Annotated in this window: 27 protein-coding genes and 1 riboswitch; of the genes, 15 read left to right on the top strand and 12 right to left on the bottom strand. The window is 70.7% G+C overall.

The window, feature by feature from the left end; all coding sequences use genetic code 11:
• Positions 1 to 2 precede the first annotated feature (2 nt).
• Entirely contained in the window at positions 3 to 1,466 is a 1,464-nt protein-coding gene (locus tag Pph01_RS01700; protein WP_204071076.1) for an RsmB/NOP family class I SAM-dependent RNA methyltransferase, read from the top strand.
• A gap of 12 nt (positions 1,467 to 1,478) precedes the next feature.
• Here Pph01_RS01700 and Pph01_RS01705 read toward each other — a convergent pair whose 3' ends face one another.
• A complete protein-coding gene (locus Pph01_RS01705) occupies positions 1,479 to 2,390 on the bottom strand; it encodes a hypothetical protein (RefSeq protein WP_204071077.1) in 912 nt (303 codons plus the stop codon).
• Positions 2,387 to 2,758, bottom strand: coding sequence for a PadR family transcriptional regulator (locus tag Pph01_RS01710; protein ID WP_204071078.1), 372 nt, complete (start codon positions 2,756 to 2,758; stop codon positions 2,387 to 2,389). Before Pph01_RS01710 ends, Pph01_RS01705 begins: the two co-directional genes overlap by 4 nt.
• Before the next feature lie 106 nt (positions 2,759 to 2,864).
• Between Pph01_RS01710 and rpe the strand changes: the two genes are divergently transcribed.
• Entirely contained in the window at positions 2,865 to 3,524 is a 660-nt protein-coding gene (gene rpe, locus Pph01_RS01715) for a ribulose-phosphate 3-epimerase (RefSeq protein WP_204071079.1), read from the top strand.
• A gap of 78 nt (positions 3,525 to 3,602) precedes the next feature.
• Here the strand turns inward: rpe and Pph01_RS01720 are convergent, their stop codons facing one another.
• The 5 genes from Pph01_RS01720 to Pph01_RS01740 form a co-directional block, all read right to left on the bottom strand.
• Positions 3,603 to 4,634, bottom strand: a complete 1,032-nt coding sequence (locus Pph01_RS01720; RefSeq protein WP_204071080.1) for an ABC transporter ATP-binding protein — start codon at positions 4,632 to 4,634, stop codon at positions 3,603 to 3,605.
• Positions 4,631 to 5,695 carry an ABC transporter ATP-binding protein gene (locus Pph01_RS01725; RefSeq protein WP_275412781.1) on the bottom strand — a complete coding sequence of 355 codons (1,065 nt, stop codon included), beginning with the start codon at positions 5,693 to 5,695 and terminating at the stop codon, positions 4,631 to 4,633. The genes Pph01_RS01720 and Pph01_RS01725 overlap by 4 nt, the downstream gene beginning before the upstream one ends.
• 76 nt (positions 5,696 to 5,771) lie before the next feature.
• Positions 5,772 to 6,752: an ABC transporter permease gene (locus tag Pph01_RS01730; RefSeq protein ID WP_204071081.1), complete on the bottom strand. Its 981-nt coding sequence runs from the start codon at positions 6,750 to 6,752 to the stop codon at positions 5,772 to 5,774.
• Positions 6,753 to 6,834: 82 nt separating this feature from the next.
• Positions 6,835 to 8,622 (bottom strand): ABC transporter substrate-binding protein, encoded by a 1,788-nt coding sequence (locus Pph01_RS01735; RefSeq protein ID WP_204071082.1) that lies wholly within the window; start codon positions 8,620 to 8,622, stop codon positions 6,835 to 6,837.
• Between the two features lie 19 nt (positions 8,623 to 8,641).
• Positions 8,642 to 9,667, bottom strand: a complete 1,026-nt coding sequence (locus Pph01_RS01740; protein ID WP_204071083.1) for an ABC transporter permease — start codon at positions 9,665 to 9,667, stop codon at positions 8,642 to 8,644.
• Between the two features lie 394 nt (positions 9,668 to 10,061).
• Positions 10,062 to 10,224: riboswitch (FMN riboswitch) on the top strand.
• 108 nt (positions 10,225 to 10,332) lie between these two features.
• On the opposite strand from Pph01_RS01740, the gene ribD reads away from it, so the two are divergent.
• The 7 genes from ribD (at position 10,333) to Pph01_RS01775 (ending at position 15,028) form a co-directional block, all read left to right on the top strand.
• A complete protein-coding gene (gene ribD, locus Pph01_RS01745; protein ID WP_239116347.1) occupies positions 10,333 to 11,418 on the top strand; it encodes a bifunctional diaminohydroxyphosphoribosylaminopyrimidine deaminase/5-amino-6-(5-phosphoribosylamino)uracil reductase RibD in 1,086 nt (361 codons plus the stop codon).
• Positions 11,419 to 12,015: a riboflavin synthase gene (locus tag Pph01_RS01750; protein ID WP_204071084.1), complete on the top strand. Its 597-nt coding sequence runs from the start codon at positions 11,419 to 11,421 to the stop codon at positions 12,013 to 12,015. It abuts the gene before it with no gap.
• Entirely contained in the window at positions 12,012 to 12,644 is a 633-nt protein-coding gene (locus Pph01_RS01755) for a nicotinamide mononucleotide transporter family protein (RefSeq protein WP_204071085.1), read from the top strand. Before Pph01_RS01750 ends, Pph01_RS01755 begins: the two co-directional genes overlap by 4 nt.
• Positions 12,641 to 13,885, top strand: coding sequence for a bifunctional 3,4-dihydroxy-2-butanone-4-phosphate synthase/GTP cyclohydrolase II (locus Pph01_RS01760; RefSeq protein WP_239116348.1), 1,245 nt, complete (start codon positions 12,641 to 12,643; stop codon positions 13,883 to 13,885). Before Pph01_RS01755 ends, Pph01_RS01760 begins: the two co-directional genes overlap by 4 nt.
• A complete protein-coding gene (gene ribH, locus Pph01_RS01765) occupies positions 13,885 to 14,364 on the top strand; it encodes a 6,7-dimethyl-8-ribityllumazine synthase (protein ID WP_204071086.1) in 480 nt (159 codons plus the stop codon). Before Pph01_RS01760 ends, ribH begins: the two co-directional genes overlap by 1 nt.
• Before the next feature lie 72 nt (positions 14,365 to 14,436).
• Positions 14,437 to 14,583 carry a hypothetical protein gene (locus Pph01_RS01770; protein WP_204071087.1) on the top strand — a complete coding sequence of 49 codons (147 nt, stop codon included), beginning with the start codon at positions 14,437 to 14,439 and terminating at the stop codon, positions 14,581 to 14,583.
• Positions 14,576 to 15,028, top strand: coding sequence for a PH domain-containing protein (locus Pph01_RS01775; protein ID WP_204071088.1), 453 nt, complete (start codon positions 14,576 to 14,578; stop codon positions 15,026 to 15,028). The genes Pph01_RS01770 and Pph01_RS01775 overlap by 8 nt, the downstream gene beginning before the upstream one ends.
• Before the next feature lie 58 nt (positions 15,029 to 15,086).
• Here the strand turns inward: Pph01_RS01775 and Pph01_RS01780 are convergent, their stop codons facing one another.
• Genes Pph01_RS01780 through Pph01_RS01795 form a run of 4 tightly spaced genes read right to left on the bottom strand, consistent with a single transcriptional unit; the run spans position 15,087 to position 18,761 of the window.
• A complete protein-coding gene (locus Pph01_RS01780) occupies positions 15,087 to 16,220 on the bottom strand; it encodes an LLM class flavin-dependent oxidoreductase (RefSeq protein WP_204071089.1) in 1,134 nt (377 codons plus the stop codon).
• Positions 16,217 to 17,212 (bottom strand): ABC transporter substrate-binding protein, encoded by a 996-nt coding sequence (locus Pph01_RS01785; RefSeq protein ID WP_204071090.1) that lies wholly within the window; start codon positions 17,210 to 17,212, stop codon positions 16,217 to 16,219. Before Pph01_RS01785 ends, Pph01_RS01780 begins: the two co-directional genes overlap by 4 nt.
• Positions 17,209 to 17,955 (bottom strand): ABC transporter ATP-binding protein, encoded by a 747-nt coding sequence (locus Pph01_RS01790; RefSeq protein WP_204071091.1) that lies wholly within the window; start codon positions 17,953 to 17,955, stop codon positions 17,209 to 17,211. Before Pph01_RS01790 ends, Pph01_RS01785 begins: the two co-directional genes overlap by 4 nt.
• Positions 17,928 to 18,761, bottom strand: coding sequence for an ABC transporter permease (locus tag Pph01_RS01795; protein ID WP_204071092.1), 834 nt, complete (start codon positions 18,759 to 18,761; stop codon positions 17,928 to 17,930). Before Pph01_RS01795 ends, Pph01_RS01790 begins: the two co-directional genes overlap by 28 nt.
• A gap of 158 nt (positions 18,762 to 18,919) precedes the next feature.
• Between Pph01_RS01795 and Pph01_RS01800 the strand changes: the two genes are divergently transcribed.
• Entirely contained in the window at positions 18,920 to 19,219 is a 300-nt protein-coding gene (locus Pph01_RS01800; RefSeq protein ID WP_204071093.1) for a DUF4031 domain-containing protein, read from the top strand.
• A 54-nt stretch (positions 19,220 to 19,273) separates the two neighbouring features.
• Here the strand turns inward: Pph01_RS01800 and Pph01_RS01805 are convergent, their stop codons facing one another.
• The gene (locus Pph01_RS01805; RefSeq protein WP_239116349.1) at positions 19,274 to 19,873 is read right to left on the bottom strand and encodes an HD domain-containing protein; all 600 of its coding nucleotides are present in this window, start codon (positions 19,871 to 19,873) and stop codon (positions 19,274 to 19,276) included.
• A 128-nt stretch (positions 19,874 to 20,001) separates the two neighbouring features.
• On the opposite strand from Pph01_RS01805, the gene Pph01_RS01810 reads away from it, so the two are divergent.
• From Pph01_RS01810 to Pph01_RS01830, 5 genes are all read left to right on the top strand, one after another.
• The gene (locus Pph01_RS01810) at positions 20,002 to 20,943 is read left to right on the top strand and encodes an AAA family ATPase (protein ID WP_204071095.1); all 942 of its coding nucleotides are present in this window, start codon (positions 20,002 to 20,004) and stop codon (positions 20,941 to 20,943) included.
• Positions 20,936 to 22,084 (top strand): vWA domain-containing protein, encoded by a 1,149-nt coding sequence (locus Pph01_RS01815; RefSeq protein ID WP_204071096.1) that lies wholly within the window; start codon positions 20,936 to 20,938, stop codon positions 22,082 to 22,084. Before Pph01_RS01810 ends, Pph01_RS01815 begins: the two co-directional genes overlap by 8 nt.
• Positions 22,077 to 23,198 (top strand): XdhC family protein, encoded by a 1,122-nt coding sequence (locus tag Pph01_RS01820; RefSeq protein WP_204071097.1) that lies wholly within the window; start codon positions 22,077 to 22,079, stop codon positions 23,196 to 23,198. Before Pph01_RS01815 ends, Pph01_RS01820 begins: the two co-directional genes overlap by 8 nt.
• Complete coding sequence (locus Pph01_RS01825) at positions 23,195 to 23,773, top strand: nucleotidyltransferase family protein (RefSeq protein ID WP_204071098.1); 579 nt, start codon at positions 23,195 to 23,197, stop codon at positions 23,771 to 23,773. The genes Pph01_RS01820 and Pph01_RS01825 overlap by 4 nt, the downstream gene beginning before the upstream one ends.
• Positions 23,774 to 23,856: 83 nt before the next feature.
• Complete coding sequence (locus Pph01_RS01830) at positions 23,857 to 24,891, top strand: LLM class F420-dependent oxidoreductase (RefSeq protein WP_204071099.1); 1,035 nt, start codon at positions 23,857 to 23,859, stop codon at positions 24,889 to 24,891.
• Positions 24,892 to 24,975 lie beyond the last annotated feature (84 nt).

Raw genomic sequence — 24,975 nt, forward strand, 5'->3', positions numbered from 1 at the left:
CGATGAGCAGCCAGACGGGCGGCGGAGGGGCCGCCAGGGGCACCCAGGGGACGCAGGGCGCGTCGGGAGGCTCCCGAGGGCGTGGTGGAGGTTCTCAGGGGCGTGGAGGCGGCGCTTCCGGGGGCCGTCGCCGTCCCCCGCGCCCGACGAGGGACGAGGCGCGCAACGCCGCCTACGACCTCATGAGGGCCGTCGACGAACGTGACGCGTACGCCAACCTGCTCATGCCCTCACTGCTGCGGCAGCGGCGGCTGGGCGGGCGCGACGCCGCGCTCGCCACCGAGCTGGCCTATGGCACCCTGCGCGGCCTCGGCACCTACGACGAGATCATCGCGGCGTGCAGCGACCGTGCTCCCGAGCACGTGGACCCGCCGCTGCTCGACGCCATCCGGCTCGGCGTCCACCAGCTCCTCAAGACCCGGATCCCTCCGCACGCCGCCGTGAGCGCGACCATCGACCTCGTGCGGCTCCGGGTCGGGGCGGGGCCGTCGCGTTACGCCAACGCCGTGCTGCGGAAGGTCGCCGGACGGACGCTCGAGGAGTGGCTCGCGATCGTCGCCCCTCCGCTCGACGAGGACCCCGTCGGCCACCTCTCGGTCGCCCACAGCCATCCGCGCTGGATCGTCAGCGCGCTCCGCGACGCGCTGGGAGGCGACGTCGACGAGACGGCCGCCGTCCTGACGGCCGACAACGACCGGCCGCGTGTGGCCCTGGTGGCCCGTCCCGGGCGCTGTTCCGTCGAGGAGCTCGTCGAGGCGGGAGGCGAGCGGGCCAGGTACTCGCCGTACGGCGTCTACCTGCCCGAGGGCGACCCCGGTTCGCTGCGTGCTGTTGGAGAGGCGCGCGCGGCCGTACAGGATGAGGCGAGCCAGCTCGTGGCTCTCGCGCTCACGAGGGTGCCGCTCGACCACGACGGCCGTTGGCTCGACATGTGCGCGGGACCGGGCGGCAAGGCCGGGCTGCTGGACGCGCTCGCCGTACAGGGCGGGGGACACCTGCTGGCCGCGGACGCGCAGTATCACCGCGCCCGCCTGGTGTGGAGCACCACCAAGGACGCCGAGGTCGTGACCGCCGACGGGACCCGGCCCCCGTGGCGTGCCGGAGCCTTCGACAGGGTCATGCTCGACGCCCCCTGCACGGGGCTCGGCGCGCTGCGCAGGCGGCCGGAGGCCCGCTGGCGGCGAGACCCCCGGAGCATCCCCGAGCTGACGTCTCTGCAGCGCCGCCTGCTCGATTCCGCGCTCGAGGCGGTACGGCCCGGCGGCGTGGTCGCCTATGTCACCTGCTCGCCGCACCTCGCCGAGACGCGCGCGGTCGTGGACGGCGTCGCCGACCGGGTGGACATGCTGGACGCACGGGAGTTCCTGCCCGAGGTCCCGGACCTGGGAGACGGGCCGTACGCCCAGTTCTGGCCGCATCGGCACGGCACCGACGCAATGTTCGTCGCGCTGATGCGCCGCAGGTGAGGCGCTCCGGGATCACCCCGGAGCGCCGCCGGACGCCGATGGCACGCGGCCTGCTCTCGCGAGCCACGCCATGAGGGTCAGTGCGGCCGCGGTGAGCGCGACGGTGACCGGGAGCGTCCATTCCGTCCGGATCCAGCCGGTCTCCTCAGCCAGCCAGGGCACCAGCACGATCGCCGCCCTGCGCCCGGTGGGAGAGCGTAACGCGGCTGTCAGCGCGCATACCAGCAGGAGAAGGACAAGCCAGCCGCCGTACGGGGCGAACACTCCACCCAGCACCAGCGCCGCCAGGGACACGGCCGTCCAGGCGAGCAACCGCCGGGTGCCCAGCGGGCCGGGCCCTGGTGAAGGGGCGAGGGTGAGCATGGCGGCGACCAGGCAGATGGGGAATATCAGCGGTGAGGTCGCCAGAGGGCTGGTGGTCCCGGTGCCCGTGATCACGTAATACGCGGACAGGCCCAGGTCGGGGCTGATGATCAGCCAGACGTAGAGCGGCAGCCAGGCCCACGCGCAGATGGCGGCGGCCTTCCCTCGCCCGGCCGACGCCAGTACGGCGATCAGCCCATAGGGGGCGGCGAAGGCCAGCGTCTTCAGCAGGGTCTCGGGGGGCGAGAATCCCCGGAGAGTGTCCACGGCGAGGCCGGCGGCTCGGGTGAGCTCCATGACCATCAGGATGATCGGCCCGATCAGTGCCGCCAGGTTGAGCGCCGCGAGCCAGTGCTCGCGCGACTCGGGTCCCACCGCGCGGCGCAGCCGGATGGACAGTCCGCCGCTCACCAGGTCGAACGCGTCACGCGCGGCCGGGCGGGTCTGCCCGGCGGCGGACCCCGCGAGGAGGACGGAGATCATCTCCTCCTCGTGCAGGGCGCGGTGCTCCTTCGGATACCACCGCAGTAATCGGCGATAACGCTGCTCGAGTGTCTTCACGCGACGCCTCCGTCCATGGTCGTCGCGCGGAGGACGGGTGACCACACCCCGAGCGCGAGGCCGGGGCGGCGGCGTAGCCGCGCGGCGGCGGTCTCCACGTTTCGGCGCAGGTGCTCGGTCTCGACGGACAGGCGGTTCGCTCCCGCGGAGGTCAGCCGGTAGTAGCGCCGGGCGCGCCCGTCGACGACCTCCTCGCGGTCGGTCTCGATCAGGCCCTCACCCTGGAGGCGGTCGAGCGCCGCGTAGAGCGTGCCGGCGCGTAGCCGCACCCGATCGCCGGAGATCTCCAGGACGTCGGTGATGATGCCGTAACCGTGCTGGGGGCCGGCGGCCAGCGCCGTGAGGATCAGGAACGTGGGTTCCTGCATGGATCGATCCTTCATGTAGACGATATATACCGATGAGTTGAATCAGGCGCAAGGGCGCGCCAGGTGGAATCTGAGCGTCGCCCGGGCGAAATAGACTGCTGGCACTATGGCCGTACAGATCTCGCCCAGCATCCTGTCCGCCGATTTCGCCCGACTGGCCGACGAGGCCGCCCGGGTCGAAGGCGTCGCCGACTGGCTCCACGTGGACGTCATGGACTACCACTTCGTGCCCAACCTGACGTTGGGGCTGCCCGTCGTCGAGGCCCTGTTGAAGACGACCTCCACGCCGATCGACTGTCATCTGATGATCGACGACCCGGACCGGTGGGCGCCCGGTTACGCGGAGGCCGGTGCGGCGAGCGTCACCATCCACGCCGAGGCGGCCAAGGCGGCCGTGCGCACGCTCCGCGCGATCCGCGCGGCCGGTGCGCGCTCAGGACTCGCGATCAACCCCGCGACGCCGGTCGATCCCTACGAGGACCTGCTGCCCGAGATCGACATGCTCCTGGTCATGACCGTCGAGCCCGGATTCGGCGGGCAGAGTTTCCTGGACATCATGCTCCCCAAGATCGTCAAGGCTCGGGGGCTCATCGACAAGTTCGGCGGCGAGGTCTGGCTCCAGGTGGACGGCGGCGTGTCGGCCGAGACCATCGAGCGCTGCGCCGACGCCGGAGCCGACGTGTTCGTGGCCGGCAACGCCGTCTACGGCGCACAGGACCCGGCGCAGGCCGTACGGGATCTGCGGGCGCTGGTCGACAAGGGCTGAGCCCGGGCTCACGCGGACGCGTGCCGAACCGGTGCGAGGCGCCGGCGCGGCACGCTTTTCGTGTCGCGTGAACGGGGGTCAGGCGAGAGCCGGGTCGAGCACCACGTCGTCTCCGTGGACGGTGGGCGCCTCGGGGAAATGGCAGGCGGTGAGGTGCCCCTCGCGGTTGCCGTTCAGCTGGATCAGCGGCGGAACCTCCGTCGCGCACTTGTCCTGAGCCTTCCAGCACCGGGTGCGGAAGCGGCAGCCCGACGGCGGGTTGATCGGAGAGGGCACGTCGCCCGCCAGGCGGATGCGCTCGCGCTGCTCGGCGTTCACATCGGGCTCGGGAACGGCCGACAGGAGGGCGTGCGTGTACGGGTGCCTCGGCCGCTCGTAGATCGACTGGCGGTCGCCCACTTCCACGATCTTGCCGAGGTACATCACCGCGACGCGCTGTGAGAAGTGCCTGACGATCGCGAGGTCGTGCGCGATGAACAGGAACGCGATGCCGAGGTCGCGCTGCAGTTGCTGGAGCAGGTTGACGACCTGGGCCTGGATGGAGACGTCGAGCGCCGACACCGGCTCGTCCGCGATGATGAGCTTGGGATTGAGCGCCAGGGCGCGGGCGACGCCGATGCGCTGGCGCTGTCCACCCGAGAACTCGTGCGGGAACCGGTTGTAGTGCTCGGGGTTGAGGCCGACGATCTCCAGCAGTTCCTGCGCCCGCTTCTTCCTGCCGCCCTCGGGGTTGATGCCGTTGATCTCCATCGGGCTGCGGATGATCGTGCCCACGGTCTGCCGGGGGTTGAGCGAGCTGTACGGGTCCTGGAAGATCATCTGGATTTCCGGCCTGATCGGCGCGAGCTCGCGCCGCGAGCTGTGGCTGATGTCGCGGCCCTGGTAAAGAATCTTGCCGGCCGTCGGCTCGAGCAGGCGGGAGGCGAGGCGGCCGGTGGTGGACTTGCCGCAGCCCGACTCGCCGACGAGACCCACGGTCTCCCCGGTTCCCACCGTCAGGTCGACCCCGTCGACGGCGTGGACACTCCCGACCTGGTGCTTGATGATCATGCCGCCCCGGACGGGGAAGTGCTTCGTCAGCCCTTGCAGCTCCAGCAGCGTCTCGCTCATGCCTGTTCCTTGGTGTCGCCGGTGCGGATGTCCCTCTTCTGCTGGAGGGTGAGGTAGCAGGCGTCGCCATGCCCGCTCTCGGGAGAGATGTCCGGACGTTGGGTGAAGCACAGGTCCGATCCGACCAACTGCGAGAAGTCGCACCGGGGATGGAAGGCGCAACCCGCGGGAGGGGAGAGCAGGCTCGGCGGGGTGCCGCGGACGGGCACCAGCGGCACGTCCACCGACGACGTCAGCCGCGGCATGGAGGACAGGAGCCCCCAGGTGTACGGATGACGGGGCTTGCTGAGGACCTCGCGGACCGTGCCCTGCTCGGCGGCCCGCCCCGCGTACATCACCAGGACGTTGTCGGCGGTGCTGGCGACCACCCCGAGGTCGTGGGTGATCAGGATGATGGTCGTGCCGAACTGCTGCTGCAGATCCTTGAGCAGGTCGAGGATCTGTGCCTGGACGGTGACGTCGAGCGCGGTGGTGGGTTCGTCGGCGATCAGCAGGTCGGGGTCGCAGACGAGCGCCATGGCGATCATCGCGCGCTGGCGCATGCCGCCGGAGAACTCGTGGGGGTAGTGGTCCACGCGGGTGGCAGGCTGCGGGATGCCCACACGTTCGAGCATCTCGATCGCGCGCTCACGAGCCTCCTTCCGGTTCGCGCCCCTGTGCCTGCGGTACACCTCGCCGATCTGCCGCCCGATCGTGTGGAAGGGAGACAGCGACGTCAGCGGGTCCTGGAAGATCATCGCGACCCGGTTGCCCCGCAGCTTCTCCAGGGTGGAGCCCGAGGCCCCCACGAGCTCCTGATCCTCCAGCCAGATCTCGCCGTCGATCTCGGTGTGCGCCGGATCGTGCAGGCCCAGGACGGTGAGGTTGGTGACGGACTTGCCCGACCCGGACTCGCCCACGATGCCGAGAGTCGTGCCCTTCTCCACGTCGAAGGAGAGCCCGTCCACGGCGCGGACGACGCCGTCCTCGGTGCTGAACCGCACGCTGAGATCACGGACGGACAGGAACGGCCCAGGGCCGCGTGAGGTCCCCGGCTCGCTGCTCCACGACACGGTGGTCACTTACTGCTCCAGCTTCTGTACTGCTCGGTCTGCTCGGTGCGGGCGGGTACGGCGTGCATGCGGGAAGACCTCCGCCTCAGTTCAGCCGGACGCGGGGGTCGATGAACGCGTACAGCACGTCGACCACGATGTTCAGGAAGACGATGGCGGCCGCGCCGATCACGGTCACCCCCAGGAGCATCGGCAGGTCGGTGTTCTGCACGGCCTGTACGGCCAGCTCGCCGATGCCGTGGAGGGTGAAGGTCTGCTCGGTGATGATCGCGCCGCCCAGCAGCGTCGCGAGGTCGACGCCGAAGATCGTGATGATGGGGATCATCGCGCCCCGCCAGGCGAACCGGAAGAAGACCGACCGCCCGGACATCCCCTTGGCCCGCGCCGTACGGACGTAGTCCTCGGCGAGCTGCTCGAGCATCTGTGAGCGGGTCATGCGGGTGTAATTGGCGGTGAAGATGATCGACAACACCAGCCACGGGATCAGCAGATGCACGAACCAGGTGAGCGGGTCCTCGGTGAACTGGACGTACGAGGGGCGCGGGAGCAGCCCGAGGGTGTCCACAACGAAGAACACCACCAGCGGGCCGACGAAGTAGATCTGCAGCGAGGCGCCGATCACCGACGAGGAGCTGGCGATCTTGTCGAGCGGCTGCCCGACCTTCCACGCCGCGAGCATGCCGGTCAGGATCCCGAACGACAGGATGACGACGGAGGCGCCGATCGTGAGGGACAGGGTCACCGGGAACCGGTCCACGATGGCGTCGAACACCGGCTCCTGGGTGGCGAAGGAGTATCCGAGGCAGGGAGCCGGGCACGGCCCGAACTGCGTGAAGTCACGGCCCACGAAGATGGCGGACAGCCACAGCCAGTACTGCACGAACAGCGGCTTGTCCATCCCCAGGTTGTGCCGGACCAGCTCCAGGGTCGCCGGCGGGCAGATCTTGCCGCAGAAGGCCCGGGCGGGATCCCGTGGCAGGGCGTAGAAGAGGTAGAACGTGATCAGGCTGATGAGAATCAGGATCACGATGGCGCCGAGTACCCGGCGTACCAGAAAGCTGGTCATGATCTCGCACTCGTCGTGACGGTGAACGGGCCGGCGACCCCGCCGCCCCGCCTGCGGGGCGGGGCGACGGGGCCGGTCGCTGCTACTTGACCCAGATGTCGAGCGCGGACTGCTCGCCCTGGATCGGGTCGAACCTGACGCCGCCGAGGCCCGAGCCGTAGAGACCGAAGTAGGTCTGGTAGAACTCGGGGACGATCGCGGCCTGCTCCATGATCTTCCGGTCGATCGCGGCCCACGCCTTGCCCGCCTCGGTGGGGTCGGTGATCGTGTTGGCCTGGTCGATGGCGGTGTTGATCTCCGGAACGTTCAGGTGCGAGTAGTTCGACTGGTTGTCCCCGATGAGGCGCCCGTCGAACAGCGGCTGGATCGCGGTCGAGCCGGTCGGCCAGTCGGCCGCCCAGCCGCCCCAGTAGACGTCGTACTCGTTGTCCACCGGGCCGATGGCGTCGTAAAACGTCGCAGAGTTGAGCGGCTTGGCGACCACGTTGATGCCGGCCTTGCTCAGCGCGTCCTTGATGGCGATGGTCACCTTCTCCTGGACGGGCGTCTGGTTGTACGCGTAGACGATCGTCGGGTTCGGCGTGCTCGACTGCGCGAGCAGCTTCTTGGCCGCCTCGGGGTCGCCATCGGGCTTGGCCAGCTTGCCGTACAGGTCGGAGGCCTCGTAACCGAGGACGGTCGGGCTCATCACCGTGGTGGCGATCTTGCCGATGGCGGTCTCGCCGCCCTGGAGTTGCTGGAGCTGCTTCGAGGGCCATGCGGTGATGATCGCCTTGCGGACGTTGACGTCCGTGACCCGCTTGGTGTTGATGTTGTAGAAGGTGGTGAAGGGGGTCAGGCCCTGAAGGGACCGCTTCATCGCCTCGGGGTTGTTCAGGACCTCCTGGACGCGCTCGGGCGCGACCGGGTTGTGGAAGGTGAACGCCTGCTTGTCGGAGCCGGTGTCGGCCAGGAACCGCTCGGTCGACTGCTGCGACTGGAGACCGAACTCCATGTGGAACTTGTCCGGGTAGGCGTGCCGGATCGGGTCGGTGGTCTTGTCCCAGTTCGGGTTGCGCTCCAGGTCGAGAGACTTGCCGGTGACGTGGCTCACGATCTGGTACGGGCCGGAGGAGAACGGCTGCTTGTCGTACTTCTGCTTGGTGTCCTTGGCCTTCGGCACCGCGCCGTAGCCGGTCATGGCCACGGTGAAGTTGAAGTCCGGGTGGGGCGCGTTCAGGTGAAAGACCACCGTCTTGTCGTCAGGAGTCTCGATCGTGTCGAGCTCCTTGCCGTCGTACGGGCCCTTGTACTGGTCGCGGTAGGGCTTGGAGGCGTCGGGGACGAGCCAGGACTGCGCGTAGATCGGGCCCTCGGTGATGAAGTCGGCGAACAGGCGCTCGAAGCTGTACTTGATGTCGCCCGAGGTGATCGCCGAGCCGTCCTGCCACTTCACGCCGTCCTTGAGCGTGAACTTCCACGTCTTGCCGCCGTCGGTGGTGGTGCCCGTGTCCGTGGCCAGGTCGCCGACCAGCTTGATGCTGCCTGACGCGTCTTCCTTGTAGTTGGTGAGCTGCCGGGTGAACAGCGCCGACACCATGGCGTTGTAGTTCAGGTAGACGCGGCCCGGGTCGAGGTGACTGAAGTCGTCACGGTCGATCATGTTGGCCGTGCCGCCCGGCTTGGCGCCGGCGACCTCGGGCGCGGGCCCGGTGGAGTCCGCGGCGGTGCCGACGGTGATCGCACTGACCGCTTTGTTCTCCAGCGGGGGCTTCGACGCGGCCCCGGAGGGGGCGCCGCCGCCTCCGCCCTTGGCGCAGCCGGCCAGCGCCAGTGCGCCGACGGCGAGCACGGCCGTCGCTGTGGCGATTCGCCTGCGATGCGATCTCATGTGGTCCTTCCTAGGGGGGTCAGCGCTTCGTCTTTGGGTCGAAAGCGTCGCGGATCGAGTCTCCGAGCAGGTTGAAGGCGATCACGAAGATCAGCATCGACACGCCCGGGAACAGGAGGTAGGTCACGTCGGAGTGATAGACGGTGGAGCCCACCTGGAACATGCGGCCCCAGTCAGGAGTCGTCTGCGGCATCCCGACGCCGAGGAAGCCGAGGCCGGCCTCGGCGCCCACGTACAGGGGGAGCGCGAGCGTGGCCTGGATGATGATCGGGGTCCACAAGTTGGGCATGAGCTCTTTGAAGATGACCCGTGCCGGTGACGCGCCGGTCACCCGGGCCGCCTCGATGAACTCGCGCTCGCGCAGGGACAGCACCTGCGCCCGGAGCAGCCGGGCCGTCGTGGCCCACCCGAGCACGGTCAGCACGATGCAGATCGACACGAACCTGAGCCAGGTCGGCGACTCCTGGTCGGGCAACACCAGGGCGGCGTCGACAACCGGGACGAGCACGATCAGGAAGAGCTGCGACGGGAAGGCCAGCAGGGTGTCGATGACCCGCCCGATCGCGTAGTCGATCTTGCCGCCCACGTAGCCCGAGGTGATGCCCAGCGTGACCCCGATGACAGTGGACAACACCGTCACGATGAGCGCGATGGTGATCGACGTGCGGATGCCGTACACGAGCTGTGTCAGGACGTCGCGGCCGAGGCCCGGCTCGAGGCCGAACCAGAAGTCGCCGCTGATGCCGCCGTTCGGCAGGATCGGGTAGCCGTACTCGTTGAGCAGGCCGGGCTCGTTCAGCCCGTAGGTGGTGCTCGGATCCTTGCCGTACGCCCATGAGATCACCGGCGCCAGCAGCGCGATCAGTAGGAACGCGATCACGACGGCGGCCGAGATCATGCCGGTCCGGTCGCGGCGGAAGCGCCGCCACATCAACTGCCCGGGCGATCGCCCGACGATGGCGGCGGCGGAGGACCCGGCTGCTGCGGCCACCGTGTCGACGGCGTCAGCGCCCGTCTCCGCCGTGGTCGAGGAGGGGAACGTCATGTTGTGCGGTGCTCCCAGAAGCCGATAACGGTCGGCGATATCCGACTGGAAGGAACCCTGACAACTTATTTTCCGCGGGTCAATCGCTTCGCCGGAGCAGCACGGTTTTTCGTCTACTTCGTTGTTCAAAGTAAACCAGCTTGTGTCCCATTGCCGGTTGACCTGGTCAAACGATCGGTATGACACTTAACGTCAGCTGAACCCTAAATGTGTCATGGTTTCGTGACACAACGCGGACGCCGTGAGGATAGTCCGCACACCGGCCGGTGGTCGGTGTGGTGCCTGGGACTTAGGGGACGGCCGAAAGGGCCCAGACGGGCCGGTTGTGCCCGGTTTGACTGGATCCTGCACAATGGTGACCGTGCCACCCATGGCACACTGGTAAAGACAGAGCAAGCGTGCTCCGGGGTCGGTGTAATTCCGAACCGGCGGTGACATTCGCGACCTCCTCTGGAGGGCGACGGGTGAAGTCCGCGACCCGGCCGAAGCCATCGGCCGGTGGACCTGGTGAGACTCCAGGACCGACGGTGAAAGTCCGGATGGGAGGCAGCGCGCGAGCGGATGACGGTGCCCGGAGGGCGTCCGTCGTCCGCTGACGTGACGTGTTATCGCGTCCGTCCACCCCCGGGGCCCGCCGTGGCGACACAGGCGAGAGGACGACCCGGGTGAGTCCGCAGGACATCATTCACATGCGCCGCGCGATCGCGCTGGCCGCGCGCGGCCACGGTGGCACGAGCCCCAATCCCGTCGTCGGGTGCGTGGTCCTCGACGCCTCCGGACAGGTCGCGGGAGAAGGATTCCACGCCTACGCCGGCGGCCCCCACGCCGAGGTCGTGGCGCTGCGCGAGGCGGGCGACCGGGCCAGGGGCGGCACGGCGTACGTCACCCTCGAACCCTGCGACCACACCGGCAGGACCGGGCCGTGCACCGGCGCGCTGATGGACGCGGGCATCGCGCGGGTCGTGGTCGCCGTGACCGACCCCAACCCCCTGGCCGCGGGCGGCGTCGACCGGTTGCGCCGCAACGGGATCGAGGTCGTCACCGGTGTGCTGACCGAGGAGGCCGAGCGGGTCAACGTGGCCTGGCTCACGTTCATCCGCGAGCGCCGGCCGTACGTCACCTGGAAGTTCGCGGCGACGCTCGACGGGCGGTCCGCGGCCGAGGACGGCACCAGCAAGTGGATCACCTCCCCCGAGGCCAGGGCCGACGTGCACCTGCTGCGGGCCGGGAGCGACGCCGTCATGGCCGGGATCGGCACGGTCCTCGCCGACGACCCCCTGCTCACCGCCCGCGTGCCTGAGGGCCCGGCTCGCCGGCCGCTGCGGGTCGTCGTCGACTCCGGCGCCCGCACGCCCGCCTCGGCCCAGGTCCTGACGGGCGAGGAGCCGGCGCTGGTCGCCGTCGCGGACGACGCGGAGGTCCCCGCGCACCTCGGCCAGGCCGTACGGCTGCCGCGCGCCCCCGGCGGAATAGACCTCCACGCGCTCATGGCTGAGCTGCACGGGAGGCAGGTCATGAGTGCGCTGCTCGAAGGCGGACCGACCCTCGCCGGGTCCTTCCTCAGAGAAGGCCTGGTCGACAGGGTCGTCTGCTACGTCGCGCCCGCGTTGCTGGGATCGGGGGCGGCCGCCCTCGGACCGGCGGGCGTGACCACGATCGGCGAGATCCTCCGCCTCGAGTTCGAGGAAGTGACCCCCATCGGACCGGACCTCAGGCTCGTCCTGCGGCCGGCACCACCTAAGGAGAGCTGAATGTTCACCGGAATCGTCGAGGAGCTCGGCGAGGTCGTCGCGGTCGAGCCCCAGGCCGACGCGGCGCGCCTGTCGGTGCGCGGAAAGGTCGTCACGGGCGACGCCCGGCACGGAGACTCGATCGCCGTCAACGGCGTCTGCCTCACGGTCGTGGACGTCCAGGGGGACGCGTTCACCGCCGACGTCATGAAGGAGACCCTGGACCGCTCGTCCCTGGGCGCGCTGCGGCCCGGGTCGCCGGTCAACCTCGAGCGGGCCGTGCGCGCCGACCAGCGGCTGGGCGGCCACATCGTCCAGGGCCACGTCGACGGCACCGGTCAGGTGCTGTCGCGCGAACCCGCCGAGCACTGGGAGGTCGTCCGGATCTCCCTGCCCGCCGACCTGAACCGCTACGTGGTGGAGAAGGGGTCGATCACGGTCGACGGGGTGAGCCTGACCGTGGCCGCGGTGGACGCCGACTCCTTCGCCGTCAGCCTGATCCCCACCACGCTCGGGCTCACCACGCTCGGAGGCAAGCAGCCGGGCGAGCCGGTCAACCTCGAGGTGGACGTGATCGCCAAGTACGTCGAGAAGCTCACCCTGGGGACACGGCCATGAGCTGGACCGAGGCGGGATTCGACGTGGCGGGGCAGCACGTGCTCTGGACCGACCTGGTCGGCAACGTGGGCGCCCTGACGACGGTCTGGCTCGCGATCAGGAAGACGATCTGGACGTGGCCGGTGCAGTTCGCCTCGTCCGCCCTCCTGTTCGCCGCCTCCATCAGCGCGCACATCACAGGCAACGCGCTCAAGCAGGCGCTGTTCGGCGCGCTGGCCGTCTACGGATGGGTCCGCTGGTCGCGGGGCACGCGCGGCGGCGCCGCCCTGCCGATCAGGTCGGCCGCCGCATGGGAGCGGACGCTCGTGGTCGCGGTGATGGCGCTGGGCACGGTGGCGGTGGCGCTGCTGTTCACCTACCTCAACTCGCGCGGCCTGAACATCTCGTGGGCTCCGTGGCCGGACGCGTACATCTTCGTCGGCAGCGCCGTGGCGACCTGGGCACAGGGGCGGGCGCTGGTGGACTTCTGGGTGATCTGGGTGGCCGTCGACGTGATCGGCGTGCCGCTGGCGTTCTCGTCCGGCCTGGTGGTCTCGGGAGCGGTCTACGGCATCTTCCTTGTCATGGTGGCCTTCGGGTTCCGTGACTGGCTGCGCCAGTCGCGGCAGTTGAGAGCGGTGACGGTGTGACGGACATCAGGCTCGATCCGGTCGACCGGGCGATCGCCGACATCCGCGACGGCAGGCCCGTCGTGGTGGTGGACAACGAGAACCGCGAGAACGAGGGCGACATCATCTTCGCGGCGGCCAAGGCGACGCCCGAGGTGGTCGCCTTCATGATCAGGTATACGAGCGGCGTGATCTGCGTGGCCATGGAGGGCAAGGAGCTCGACCGGCTCGGGCTGCCCCTCATGGTCCACCAGAACAAGGAGCGCCTCCGGACGGCGTACACGATCAGCGTCGACGCCCGTGACGGCGTGACGACGGGGATCTCCGCCGCCGACCGCGCCAAGACGATCCGGACGCTGTGCGACTCCGCCACCGAGCCGAACGAGCTCGTCCGCCCCGGCCACATCTTCCCGCTGCGCTACCGCGAGGGCGGCGTGCTGGTCCGCCAGGGCCACACGGAGGCGGCTGTGGACCTCGCCAGGCTGGCCGGGCTGTCGCCCGCGGGCGCGCTCGCCGAGGTCGTCAACGACGACGGGACGATGGCGCGGCTGCCCCGCCTGCGGGAATTCGCCGACGAGCACGACCTGGCGCTCATCTCGATCGAGCAGCTGATGGAGTACCGCAAGCGGTCCGAACGGGTGGTCACGCGCGTCGCCGAGACGCGGATCCCCAACCGGTACGGCATCTGGCGCGCCTACGGCTACGCGAGCTCCCTCGACGGGGGCGAGCACCTGGCCCTCGTCTACGGCGACCTCGCCGACGGGGAGAACGTCCTGGTGCGGGCGCACTCCGAGTGCCTCACCGGCGACGTGCTCGGCTCGCTGCGGTGCGACTGCGGCGTCCAGCTCGACAACGCCATGCGCATGATCTCAGAGGAGGGCCGCGGCGTGGTCGTCTACCTGCGCGGCCACGAGGGGCGGGGGATCGGCCTGCTGGCCAAGCTCCGCGCCTACAACCTGCAGGACAACGGCAGCGACACGGTCGACGCCAACCTGGAGCTCGGCCTTCCCGTGGACTCCAGGGAGTTCTCCAACGCCGCCCAGATGCTCGCCGACCTCGGGGTGAAGTCGGTCAGGCTGCTGACCAACAATCCCGCCAAGGTGCGCGGCATGGACGGTTTCGGCATCAAGGTCCTCGGCCGTGAGCCCATGCCCGCGGCCATCAACCCGTACAACGAGAAGTACCTCACGGCCAAGCGGGAGCGCCTCGGCCATGACATCCCGCATGACATTTCGCACGACATCCCGGAAGGGGAGCATTGATGAGCGGGGACGGGCGCCCGGTGGCGCAGAGCGTGGACGCGGGCGGGCTGACCGTCGGCATCGTCGCGGCACGCTGGCACGAGAAGATCACCGACCAGCTGCTGGCGAGAGCCGTACAGGCGGCGCAGGACTGCGGCGCCGAGGTCGTCACGGTCCGCGTGGCCGGATCGCTGGAAATCCCGGTGGTCGCCCAGGCCCTGGCCAGGCGGTACGACGCGGTGGTCGCGCTGGGTGCGGTGATCAGGGGGGAGACCGCCCACTTCGACTACGTCTGCGACTCGGTGACGTCCGGCCTCACCCGGGTGTCCCTCGACGAGGCGACTCCGGTCGGCAACGGCGTCCTCACCTGCGAGACGCTGGACCAGGCGGTCGACAGGTCGGGCGTGCCGGGCAGCGCCGAGGACAAGGGCTACGAGGCCACCGTCGCCGCTCTGGAGACCGCCCTCCTCCTCCGCACCCTCCCCACCCCCTCCGCGTGATCATGCACGGATTCGCGGAGAGCTCGCTTGACCGGCCAGGACGCATTCCGTGATCATGCACAGGTTCGCATCGTGGCCATCTCAACTGGGAAGACCCAATTGGTGATCATGCAGAAGCCGGCGGGGGGCGTCCGCGAGGGCGCGGGCGCGCCCCGCGAGGCCGTCCCCGGCGGCGCGCCCCGCGCCGTCCCCGATCCCTCGGCGGGTCGTCATGGATGAGCGCAGACCGCCGTCACTGCCGGTGACGTGGCGCCCCCGCCAGACCCCGATCATCGCGTACGGCCTGGCGGTGGTCATGGTCGTGGGCTCGGTCGTCCTCGCGCTGATGCTGCCCGAGCAGTTCAGGCTGCCCGACAGGATCGGCCTGGTGGCGTTCGGCTGCCTCGTGGCGGGGCTGCTTCACCTGCTCGGGCGCGCCCGGGTCGTCGCCGACGAGCGGGGGATCACGGTGGTGAATCCGCTCAGGGTGCACCGCTACGAATGGCCGGAGGTCCTCGACGTCACGATGGCCGAAGGCGACCCCTGGCCCAAGCTCGATCTGGCGAACGGCCTCAGTTTGGGCGCGATGGGCATCCAGAGCACGGAGCGGGCGCGGTCCCGCAAGGCGGTGTCCGAGCTGAGCGCCCTCATCCACGACCGCGGCGAGGCGCCCGACCGGGTGTGACCCCGGCCGGGCGCCTTCGGCGCACGGTGAGGGCGTGGGCGAGGGATCGCAGGAGGGTTCAGGCGCTGCGCAGCGCCGGTGCGGCGGCCTCGAGCAGGCCCCGGCGGCGCAGTTCCGGCAGCACGCCCTCCCCGAACCAGTAGGCCTCCTCCAGGTGGGGGTAGCCGGACAGGACGAACTCCTCGATGCCGAGGGAGGCGTACTCCTCGATCAGGTCGGCGACCTCCTGGTGGCTGCCGACCAGGGCCGTCCCCGCCCCTCCCCGGACGAGGCCCACCCCCGCCCACAGGTTGGGGTGGATCTCCAGGTCCCGGGCCTTGCCGCCGTCGAAGTCAGAGTGCAGGGCGAGCATGCGCTTTTGCCCCACCGAGTCGCTGCGGCCGAGGATGGCCTTCGCCGAGGCGATGTCCGCCGGGTCGATCCGGTCGAGCAGCCGCTGGGCCTCCTCCCACGCCTCGCCCGAGGTGTCCCGGGTGATCACGTGCAGGCGGATGCCGAAGCGCAGTGTACGGCCCTGGGCCGCGGCGAGCTCCCTGATCCAGTCGAGCTTGGCCGCGACCTGCGACGGCGGCTCGCCCCACGTCAGGTAGACGTTCACATGCCTGGCCGCGACCGGCCCCGCGGCGGCCGACGAGCCGCCGAAATAGAGTTCGGGAACGGGTGAGGGCGACTCGGCGACCTGTGCGCCCTCGACGTCGTAGTAGGCGCCCTTGAAGTCGAACGGCCCCTCCCACGCCCCCCTGACGATCGAGAGGAACTCGTCGGTCCTCGCGTACCGCTCGTCCTTGGACAGGTGGTCGCCGAACCTCTTCTGCTCGACGGTCTCCCCGCCGGTGACGATGTTGAGCAGGAGCCGCCCGCCGGATATCCGCTGGTAGGTCGCGGCCATCTGCGCCGCGAGGGTCGGGGACAACGCGCCGGGCCGGAAGGCGACGAGGAACTTCAGCCGCTTGGTCACCTGAGTGAGCGCGGCCGTCACGAGCCACGCGTCCTCGCAGAACGTGCCGGTCGGGGTGAGCACGGCCTCGAAGCCGAGTTGTTCGGCCGAGCGGGCGATCTGGCCCAGGTAGTCGACCGACGGCGGGCGGTACACCTCGGCCGCCGAATGCCCATGCGCCCGGTGCAGGCCGTGCCCGCCGCCGACGATCGCCCTGCTGTCGCCCGTGGTGGGCAGGAACCAATGAAATTTCACTGCTGGCCCTTCGCTACGACGTCGTTGAACCGGTCATCGACGAAATCCGAGAACTTGAGGCCGCCGGGGATCAGTCCCTCGGCGCCGAACGCGTCGGCCATCTGCTGCTCCGACGTGACGACCGAGTCGTCGATCACGATCGGCGTGGCCAGGGTGTTGGCCACGGCCGCGTTCGCGACCTCCACGGGAAGGCCGGTCTCCTGCGCCCACACCGCCGCCCACTCGGGCTGGTGGCCGACGGCCCAGGTCCTGGCCTTGGCGAGGCGGGTGAGGAAGTCGCGGATCGCCGCGTCCTTCCCCTTGTCGTCGAGGGCGCCCGGCGCCGCGACCTGGAAGTTGAGCCCGTTGACGTAGCCGTTGCCGTCGACCAGGAGCCTGGCCTTGTTCTGCAGTTCGGCCTGGGAGGTGAAGGGCTCCCAGATCGCCCAGGCGTCGACGGTCCCGGAGGTGAACGCCGCGAGCGCGTCCGCGGGCTGCAGGTACTGCGGCTGGATGTCCGTGAACGACAGCCCGGCCTTCTTCAGCACGGAGAGCAGGTGGTAGTGCGCCGAGCTGCCCTTGGCGACCGCGACCTTCTTGCCCTTGAGCTGCGCGGGCGCGGTGATCGGCGAGCCCTGTGGCACCAGGATCGTGGCGCCGGCGAGGTTCTGCCGGTAGGCCGCGACCACCTTGATCTTCGAACCGGCCGCCGCGGCGAAGACGGGCGGGGTGTTCCCGACGCCGCCGACGTCGACCGCGCCCGCGTTGATCGCCTCCAGCATCGGCGGGCCCGACGTGAACTGCGACCAGGTGATCTTGTACGACGTCCCGTCGAGCAGACCGGCCGCCTTGAGCAGGGCCTGGGAGCCGGCCTTCTGGTCGCCGACCCGCAGGGTGACGCCCGAGCCGCCCGCGCCATCGCTCGACGCGGAGCCGCCGGCCGGGTCGGTGGAGGCGCAGGCCGTGCCGGACAGCGCGATGAGTAACAGGGCCGCGAGCAGTTTCCTGGTCATGTGGTTCCTTCGGGGGACACGCCGAGGGCGGCGAGGAGGGTCGTGCGGAGCGAGACGAGGTCCGGATGGTCGCGGTGGCGGGGCCGTGGCGCCGGGACGGCCGACTCGTGCGCGATGCATCCCCGGTCGAGGACGAGCACGCGGTCGGCGAGCAGCAGCGCCTCGTCGACGTCGTGGGTGACCAGCAGTACGGCCGGCCGGTGGACGGACCACAGATGAAGGACCAGTTGGTGGATGGTGATCCGGGTCAGCGCGTCCAGGGCGCTGAACGGCTCGTCGAGCAGCAGCAGGTCGGGGTCGCGGACCAGGGCGCGCGCCAGGCTGGCCCGCTGCGCCTCGCCGCCGGAGAGCGTGAGCGGCCAGGCGCCCGCCCGCTCGGTCAGGCCGACCTCCGCCAGGGCCGCGTCGGCCCTGTCCTTCGCGTCGGGTACGGCGAGGCCGAGCGTGACGTTGGCGTGGACGCGTTTCCAGGGGACGAGCCGCGGTTCCTGGAAGGCCACCGCCACGGAGCCGGTGACGCTCAGGCCGCCTTCGGCCTCGTCGTCGAGCCCGGCGAGCGCGCGGAGCAGGGTCGACTTGCCGGAGCCGCTGCGGCCGAGCAGTGCGATGAACTCGCCGCGCGTGATCTCCAGATCGAGCCGATCGAGGACCGTGCGCTCGCCGAACCTTCGAGTGAGGCCCTCGACGGCGGCCACGGCGGGCGCGGCGGTGCCGGTCAGCGGGCCAGGAACTCGCGTCGCCACGTGAGGGCCCTCCTTTCGAGCAGGCGGACGAGCGCGTCGGTGAGCAGCCCGAGCGCGCTGTAGACGAGCAGGCCCACGACGATCACGTCGGTACGGAGGAACTCCCGCGCGTCGTTGATCATGTAGCCGAGGCCGGCGTTGGCGTTGACCTGCTCGGCGACGATGAGCGCCAGCCACGCCACGCCGAGGCTCTGCCGGAGGCCGACGAGCGTCTGGGGGAGCGCTCCGGGAAGCACGATGTGGCGGATGAGCTGAGTCCTGCCGAGCCCGACCGTGCGCGCGACCTCGGCCAGCTTCCCGTCGACCCCGCGGATGCCCGCGAAGGTGTTCAGGTAGAGGGGGAAGGACACCGCGAGGGCCACGAGCAGCACCTTCGGCGCCTCGCCGATGCCGAACCACAGGATGAAGAGCGGGATGAGCCCGAAGAACGGCAGCGCCCGGAGCATCTGCATGATCGGGTCGATCGCGTTCTCGCCCCTGCGGCTCAGTCCGGCGGCCAGGGCGAGGCCGACGCCCGCGATCGCCCCGGCCGCGAAGCCGATCAGGACGCGCTGGAGCGATACGGCGATCGCCGTGGGCAACGTCCCCGCCTGGACCAGGTCGACCGCGGTCGCGGCGATCGTGGACGGCGCGGCGAGCAGTCGGACGGGCAGCAGGCCGGTCGTGCTCGCGACCTGCCAGGCGAGCACGAGGACCAGGGGGCTGATCCAGCGCTGCCAGGCTCTTCCCGGCAGCCGCCGGCGCCGGATCCGCGGGCCGGGGTGGGGCTCGGTCCGTGCCGGGGTGTCCAGTTCAAGAACGGACATGGAGGTACCTCGCAGGGATGGCGTGCGATGTCCTCTTCAGGATTGCCTTTATTTCCTACCAAGTCAATTGGTAATTTCCCCGGGCCGTGCGGTGCCGGGCCAGGCCGTACAGTGCCGGGGGAACGTCAGGCCGAAGGCGGCCCGGCTGAGGAGGTCATGTGAGTGTGCTGATCGATCGGCCCAACTGGCCCGGCCCGCGCGGGCTGCTCTGGTCACACCTGGTCAGCGACGTCTCCCACGAGGAGCTGCACGCGTTCGCCAGATTGCTGGACGTGCCGGAGCGGGCGTTCGACCGTGATCACTACGACGTGCCCGAGACGGTCTACGATCGCGCCGTCGAGCTCGGTGCTGAGCCGGTGCCGAGCGGCGAGCTCGTCCGGCGCCTGCGGGCCGCCGGCCTGCGCCGGCCCAAACACCGCCCCGCCGCACCCGCCCCCGAGCCCGTCCGCCCGGCGTGACCGCCCTGAGCATCTAGCCGCCGGGCGTGTCACCCACCCGCCGGCCGAGTACATCTAGCCGCCGAGCGCGGCCAGCTCGCGGGTCATGTTGTCCCGGGCCCGGCGATCCCACAGATCGCGCGCGAGGGCCGTGCCGTACAGGTCGCCGGACAGCAGCCGCCGCAGGACGGCGGACCTGCCCACGCGGAACAGCTCGTCGGGCACGTGGCGGTACTCGGCTCGTACGGCTCGCGCGTAGGCGTCGTAATCCTCCGGGGTGCCGCCGAGGACGGCCAGGTCGGCGTCGCACAACACGGCAGCGTCCGTGTCGCCGGCCTCATAGGAGTGATCGGCCGTCACCCGCACCAGGCGGGCGACCTCGCACACTCGCTCCGGCGTCACGCCACACGTGGGCAGGCGCGACTGCGCGAGCTGGGCGCTGCGTTCCTCGTCCCATCCCGGGCGGCCGTCGTACACGGCGTCGTGGAACCAGGCGGCGAGCCGTACCGCGCCGGGGTCCCCGGCCAGGCCGGCGAGCGGCTCGATCGCGGCGAGCACGGCCCGCAGGTGCGTGGTGGTGTGGTAGCGCCGGTGCGGCTCGGCCCACCGCGCCTCCAGCTCGGCGGCCAGCGAGCTCGCCGCGGGGGATTCGGGAAGCCCGAGAGGATTCGTCACGTCCACGACGGTAGAACCTCCCCTGTGTGATCATGACAACCATCACGCGATCGACGGCGGGCGTTTGGCGGATTCGGCCAGAGCGTGCCCGCGGCCCCGGCGCGTAGCCTGAGAGGATGCTGGAGCGCATGACGAAGGCATCCGAGATCGACTCCCCCTCCACGGTCGCGGAGTTGCTCGACGGGCACGACTACCTCGCGGACGAGGGTCTCGCGACGGCGGTCTTCCTGGCGCTGAGGATGGGCCGCCCGCTCTTCCTCGAAGGCGAGGCGGGGGTGGGCAAGACCGAGCTGGCCAAGACCCTGTCCGCGGTGCTCGGTGCCCCGTTGATCAGGTTGCAGTGCTACGAGGGCCTCGACGCCGCGCAGGCGCTGTACGACTGGGACTTCGCCCGTCAGCTGCTGCACCTGAAGGCCGCCGAGGCCACGGGCGTGACCGACGTCAGAGCGCTCGAGGGAGAGATCTACGACAGGCGGTTCCTGATCGCCCGCCCCCTGCTCCAGGCCCTCGAAACCCAGCCCAGTGTGCTGCTGGTCGACGAGATCGACCGCGCGGACGACGAGTTCGAGGCGTTCCTGCTGGAGGTGCTGTCGGACTTCACGATCTCGATCCCCGAGCTGGGCACGGTGCGAGCGGCCACGCCTCCCGTCGTGGTGGTCACCTCGAACCGGACGCGTGAGGTCCACGACGCCCTCAAGCGGCGCTGCCTCTACCACTGGCTGGAACACCCCGGCTTCGAGCGTGAGGTGGCCATCCTGCTCAGGCGCCTCCCCGAGTGCACGGAACGCCTGGCCACTGAGGTCGCGCGGACCGCCGGCCTGCTGAGGTCCGCCGACCTCGTCAAGCCGCCGGGGATCGCCGAGACGCTCGACTGGACCGAGGCCCTGCTCACACTCGGGGCGACCCACTTCGACCCCGGCCTGGCGGCCGCCACCCTGGGGGCCGTCCTGAAGCACCGTGAGGATCAGGAACTCGTGCGGCGCGACGGCATCCTCCTCGCGGGGACGGCCTCAGGCGCGGGCCCGTCCGCCGGGGGCTCGGCCGCGGGTGAGGGCCGCCGTCATGTCTGAGGCCCCGTCCGCGGGCGCCCGGGACCTGGTCGCCACGATGACCGGGTTCGCCCGCACGCTCAGAGCCGCCGGCGTCGGGGCCGACCACCAGCGGATCCAGGGTTTCCTCACGGCGCTCGGCCATCTCGACGTCGCCGCCGAGCGCGACGTCTACTGGGCCGGCCGGCTGACGCTGTGCGCCGGGCTGGACGACCTCGCACGGTACGACCGGTGCTTCGCCGCCTACTTCGCGGGGGAGCGGCCGCGGCCCGGCCGTCCCAGGACGACGGTGACCGTCACCCGCCTCACCGCCGAGCCGTACGGCTCCCGCGACCGGGGGGAGGCGGGCGAGCAGAGCGCGGTGCCGGCCACCGCCAGTGAGATCGAGGTGCTGCGGCACCGGGACGTCGCGCGGATGACCGCGGCCGAACGGGAGCAGGTCAACCGGATGCTGGCGCTGCTGCGCGGAGCGCGGGAGCGGCGCGGCTCGCGGCGGTTCACGCCCGCGCACAACGGCGTGCTCGACAGCCACCGCACGGTCAGGGAGGCCATCAGACGCGGAGGTGAGCCCGCTCGCCTGCACCTGCGGACCCACCGCGACCGGCCGCGCCGGGTCGTGATGCTCGTCGACGTCAGCGGCTCGATGGCGCCGTACGCCGACACTCTGCTGCGATTCGCGCACGCCCTCGTCCGGGCCGAGCCCCGGGCGACCGAGGTGTTCAGCGCCGGGACCCGCCTCACCCGGATCACCACGGAGCTGCGCCAGCGGGATCCCGACGCCGCCATGCTCGCGGTGTCCGCGGCCATCCCCGACTGGAGCGGCGGGACCCGCCTCGGCGAGGAGATCAAGGCGTTGCTCCGGCTCGCCGACCCCCGGGGCGCGACGGTCGTGATCGCGTCCGACGGATGGGAACGCGGCTCGGCCGAGCTCCTGGGCGCGCAGATGGCCCGGCTGTCGCGGCTGGCCCACCGGGTGGTGTGGGTGAACCCGCACAAGGGGGACCCGGCATACCGCCCGCTCACCGCGGGAATCATGGCTGCGTTGCCGTACGTCACCGACTTCGTGGCCGGCCACAGCCTGGCCGCGTTCGAGGATCTGGCCGGCCTGCTGGCTGCGGGGACCCGCGGACCGGCCCGCACGGGGAGGCGTAGTCATGCGTGACGTCCTGTCGCAGATCGTGCGCTGGTGGGAGGCGGGAGAACGGTTCGGGCTGGCCACGGTCGTCGGCACCTTCCGCAGCGCGCCCCGCCCTCCGGGGGCCTCCATGGCCGTCCTCGGCACCGAGGCCGTCGGCAGCGTGTCGGGGGGCTGCGTCGAGGGCGCCGTCTACGAACTGGCCAACGAGGTCGTCGGGACCGGGACGCCGGTGCTCCAGCGGTACGGCGTGAGCGACGACGACGCCTTCGCCGTCGGCCTGACCTGCGGCGGGATCATCGACGTGTTCGTCGAGGACGTCTCACGGGAGACCTATCCCGAGCTGGGGGAGATCGCCGCCTCGATCGAGCGGCGCCGCCCGGTCGCCGTCGCCACGATCCTCTCCGGGCCCGGCCCGGTGGGGGCGCGCCGGGTCGTCTGGCCGGACGGACCCGCGGGCCCGGGGTCGTCCTCCGGGTCGCTGGGCTCGCCCCGGCTCGACGCGGCCGTGGACGACGACGTACGGGGCATGCTGGCCCAGGGGATCACCGGCATCCGGCGTTACGGAGCGCAGGGGGAGAGACGGCTGGACGACCTTCAGGTCTTCGTCCAGTCCTTCGCACCCGCGCCGCGCATGCTGGTGTTCGGGGCCATCGACTTCGCGGCGGCCGTCGCGAAGATCGGCAAGTTCCTCGGCTACCACGTCGTCGTCTGCGACGCGCGCCCGGTGTTCGCCACCACCAAGCGCTTCCCCGACGCCGACGAGGTCGTCGTCAAGTGGCCGCACGACTATCTGTCGACGGTGCAGGTCGACGAGCGGACGGTCATCTGCGTCCTCACCCACGACCCCAAGTTCGACGTCCCCCTGCTGGAGGTCGCCCTGCGCACCCCGGCGGCGTACGTGGGCGCGATGGGGTCGCGGCGCACGCATGAGGACCGGATCGCCCGGTTGAGGGAGGTCGGATTGAAGGACGAGGACCTCGCCCGGCTGAGGTCCCCGATCGGCCTCGACCTCGGCGCCCGCACCCCGGAGGAGACCGCGGTGTCGATCGCCGCCGAGCTGATCCAGCTCCGGTGGGGCGGCACCGGGAGGTCGCTCACCGACACCAGCGGCCGCATCCACGGCGACTCCCTCACATGACTCCGGGCGGGCGGGTCGCGGGCATCCTGCTCGCCGCCGGCGCGGGGAGCCGCTTCGGGGCGCCCAAGGCCCTGGTCGAGTTCGGGGGAGAACGGCTCGTCGACCGTGGTGTGCGGCTGCTCCGTGACGGCGGTTGCGATCCCGTCATCGTCGTCCTGGGCGCGGCCGCGGCCGACGTCGCCGGGGCGACCGCGGTGTACAACCCCGATTGGGCCGGGGGGATGGGGTCCTCGCTGTGTGCGGGGCTGGAGGCGGCCCCCGCCTCCGCGGAGGCCGTCGTGATCGCCCTGGTCGACCAGCCGCTGATCACCGCGGAAGCCGTCCGGCGGCTCGCCGCGGCGTTCGAGGCCGGCGCGTCCGTCGCCGTGTCGACGTATGGCGGTGCGCCCAGGAATCCCGTCCTCATCGCGCGGGCCCACTTCGCCGAGGTCGCCCGGATGGCAGCAGGCGACGTCGGGGCACGCCCGTTCCTCCGGGCGCATCCCGATCTCGTCACCCCGGTGCCGTGCGACGACGTGGGCGACCCCGCCGACATCGACGTGCCCGCCGACCTGAGGTCGCTGGACGGCCGATGATCCCGCCCGGCCGGGTGCAGTAACCTCTCCATGCCGCATGAAACGGAACAACATTCGGTATTCGGGCCGGGAAGGACGTCGGGATGCGCATCGGGATGGCACTCAACTACGCCGGGGGCTTCAAGGAGACCGTGGCCGAGCTCGGCGACTACGAGAAGGCCGGGCTCGACATCGTGTTCGTCGCCGAGGCCTACAGCTTCGACGCGGTCAGCCAGATGGGCTACATCGCCGCCCGCACCGAGCGCCTCCAGATCGCCTCGGGCATCCTGCCGATCTACTCGCGCACGCCCACGCTGCTCGCCATGACCGCGGCGGGCCTCGACTACGTCTCCGACGGCAGGTTCACGCTGGGGCTCGGGGCCAGCGGGCCGCAGGTCATCGAGGGTTTCCACGGCGTCCCCTACACGGCTCCGCTGGGCCGTACCCGCGAGATCATCGAGATCTGCCGCAAGGTGTGGAAGCGGGAGAAGCTGGAGCACGCGGGCCGGCACTACACGATGCCCCTCCAGGGCGGAACCGGGCTCGGCAAGCCGCTCAAGCTGATCAACCACCCGGTCAGGGAGCGGATCCCGATCGTGGTCGCGGCCATCGGCCCGCAGAACGTCGAGCTCACCGCGGAGCTGGCGGAGGGCTGGGAGCCGATCTTCTTCATGCCGGAGAAGGCGGGCGAGGTCTGGGGCCCCTCGCTGGCCGCCGGACGGGCCCGCAGAGACCCCGAGCTCGGCGAGCTGGACGTCATCGCCCAGGCCGTGCTGGCCATCGGCGACGACGTCGCGGACATTCTGGAGCTCGGCCGCCCGATGGCCGCCCTCTACATCGGAGGCATGGGCGCCAAGGGCAAGAACTTCTACAACGACCTCGCCCGCCGGTACGGCTACGAGAAGGAGGCCGAGCGGATCCAGGACCTCTACCTCGAGGGCAGGAAGGACGAGGCGGCGGCCCTGGTGCCGCAGGAGCTGCTGGAGAAGATGTCGCTGGTCGGGTCGGAGGGCCATGTCCGGGAGCGGCTCGCGGCCATGCGCGAGGCCGGGGTGACGACGCTCAACGTGACCCCCTTCGGGCGTACGCACGAGGAGCGGCTGAGGCTCATCGAGAAGATCAAGACGCTCGCCTCCTGACCCCGGCGCGCCCGGGCCGGTGGACTGAGGTCGTCCGCCGGCCGGAGCCGGGCAGGCCTGGAACGCCGGGAACGCCGTCCCGAG

Source organism: Planotetraspora phitsanulokensis, from assembly GCF_016863295.1.
GTDB lineage: Bacteria > Actinomycetota > Actinomycetes > Streptosporangiales > Streptosporangiaceae > Planotetraspora > Planotetraspora phitsanulokensis.

What these genes read in the sequence shown, in the direction of transcription:
- Pph01_RS01820 (WP_204071097.1), top strand. Translation starts at nt 22,077, where the DNA reads ATGCGTGACGTCCTGTCGCAGATCGTGCGCTGGTGGGAGGCGGGAGAA.
- Pph01_RS01775 (WP_204071088.1), top strand. Translation starts at nt 14,576, where the DNA reads ATGGATGAGCGCAGACCGCCGTCACTGCCGGTGACGTGGCGCCCCCGC.
- Pph01_RS01815 (WP_204071096.1), top strand. Translation starts at nt 20,936, where the DNA reads ATGTCTGAGGCCCCGTCCGCGGGCGCCCGGGACCTGGTCGCCACGATG.
- ribH (WP_204071086.1), top strand. Translation starts at nt 13,885, where the DNA reads ATGAGCGGGGACGGGCGCCCGGTGGCGCAGAGCGTGGACGCGGGCGGG.
- Pph01_RS01830 (WP_204071099.1), top strand. Translation starts at nt 23,857, where the DNA reads ATGCGCATCGGGATGGCACTCAACTACGCCGGGGGCTTCAAGGAGACC.
- Pph01_RS01795 (WP_204071092.1), bottom strand. Translation starts at nt 18,761, where the DNA reads ATGTCCGTTCTTGAACTGGACACCCCGGCACGGACCGAGCCCCACCCC.
- Pph01_RS01740 (WP_204071083.1), bottom strand. Translation starts at nt 9,667, where the DNA reads ATGACGTTCCCCTCCTCGACCACGGCGGAGACGGGCGCTGACGCCGTC.
- Pph01_RS01810 (WP_204071095.1), top strand. Translation starts at nt 20,002, where the DNA reads ATGACGAAGGCATCCGAGATCGACTCCCCCTCCACGGTCGCGGAGTTG.
- Pph01_RS01700 (WP_204071076.1), top strand. Translation starts at nt 3, where the DNA reads ATGAGCAGCCAGACGGGCGGCGGAGGGGCCGCCAGGGGCACCCAGGGG.
- Pph01_RS01750 (WP_204071084.1), top strand. Translation starts at nt 11,419, where the DNA reads ATGTTCACCGGAATCGTCGAGGAGCTCGGCGAGGTCGTCGCGGTCGAG.
- rpe (WP_204071079.1), top strand. Translation starts at nt 2,865, where the DNA reads ATGGCCGTACAGATCTCGCCCAGCATCCTGTCCGCCGATTTCGCCCGA.
- Pph01_RS01720 (WP_204071080.1), bottom strand. Translation starts at nt 4,634, where the DNA reads ATGAGCGAGACGCTGCTGGAGCTGCAAGGGCTGACGAAGCACTTCCCC.
- Pph01_RS01730 (WP_204071081.1), bottom strand. Translation starts at nt 6,752, where the DNA reads ATGACCAGCTTTCTGGTACGCCGGGTACTCGGCGCCATCGTGATCCTG.
- Pph01_RS01755 (WP_204071085.1), top strand. Translation starts at nt 12,012, where the DNA reads ATGAGCTGGACCGAGGCGGGATTCGACGTGGCGGGGCAGCACGTGCTC.
- Pph01_RS01710 (WP_204071078.1), bottom strand. Translation starts at nt 2,758, where the DNA reads ATGCAGGAACCCACGTTCCTGATCCTCACGGCGCTGGCCGCCGGCCCC.
- Pph01_RS01825 (WP_204071098.1), top strand. Translation starts at nt 23,195, where the DNA reads ATGACTCCGGGCGGGCGGGTCGCGGGCATCCTGCTCGCCGCCGGCGCG.
- Pph01_RS01785 (WP_204071090.1), bottom strand. Translation starts at nt 17,212, where the DNA reads ATGACCAGGAAACTGCTCGCGGCCCTGTTACTCATCGCGCTGTCCGGC.
- Pph01_RS01735 (WP_204071082.1), bottom strand. Translation starts at nt 8,622, where the DNA reads ATGAGATCGCATCGCAGGCGAATCGCCACAGCGACGGCCGTGCTCGCC.